An 842-nucleotide genomic window follows, 5' to 3' on the forward strand; every position below is an offset into this window, starting at 1 on the left:
GGCGTCGCTGGTCGCCGAGCAGCAACTCGGCAACCGCGCCCCGTCGATGCCGGTCTTCGTCGCGCAGAGCACCGGCGACGACTTCGTGCTCGTCCAGGGTGTCGACACGATGGTCGACAAGTGGTGCTCGGTCGGCGCCGACGTCACCTACCGCCGCTACGACGTCGGACCCGTCCTGACGAAGACCGGAACCGGCCACCTGATCGGCATGTTCCCGGCCGTCGTCGAAGGCCTCGACTGGCTCGCTCAGCGATTTTCCGGCCGGGAATCCCAGTCCGGCTGCACCGCCTGACATCCCGTCGGAAAAAATTTCCGGCAACCGTGTAACACCGTCGGTCGGCCGACAGATAAACATGATGAGTGGCCGCGCAGGCAACCCCCCGACATGTCTGCGCGGCCACTTTTCGCTTCGCGACCGCTACCGGTTCACAGGTGCGAGGTGTCGTTGACGAGCCGCACCGACGATCCGCCGTCCGCGTAGAACTCGGCGATGCTGAGCGACGCGAGATCCAGGTGCAGGCGGTACAGCAGCGACGGGCCCGATTCGAGCGCCATCTGCAGGAACGTCTTGATGGGCGTGACGTGCGAGACGACCAGCACGGTCGTGCCGGCGTAGTCGGTCAGCAGGTCGTCGCGCACCGAGGCGATGCGCTTGGCCACCTCGTCGAAGCTCTCGCCGTTCGGGGGCCGCACGGAGGTGTCGCCGAGCCAGCGCCGGTGCAGTTCGGGGTCGCGACGCGCGGCCTCGGCGAAGGTGAGACCCTCCCAGTCGCCGAAATCCGTCTCGGTGAGTCCGTCGTGCACCGTCACCGGGAGGTCGAGGGCGTCCGCCGCTGCGGCGG

At 67.9% G+C, this 842-nt stretch carries 2 protein-coding genes; one reads left to right on the forward strand and one right to left on the reverse strand.

Annotated features, from left to right (window positions below; genetic code table 11):
• On the forward strand, positions 1-292 hold a 292-nt coding region (locus ACLBYD_RS28830), incomplete at its 5' end, for a lipase family protein (protein ID WP_447819125.1).
• A gap of 134 nt (positions 293-426) precedes the next feature.
• Here ACLBYD_RS28830 and ACLBYD_RS28835 read toward each other — a convergent pair.
• On the reverse strand, positions 427-842 hold a 416-nt coding region (locus ACLBYD_RS28835), incomplete at its 5' end, for a histidine phosphatase family protein (RefSeq protein WP_447819126.1).

This window comes from Rhodococcus sp. C26F (assembly GCF_053345925.1).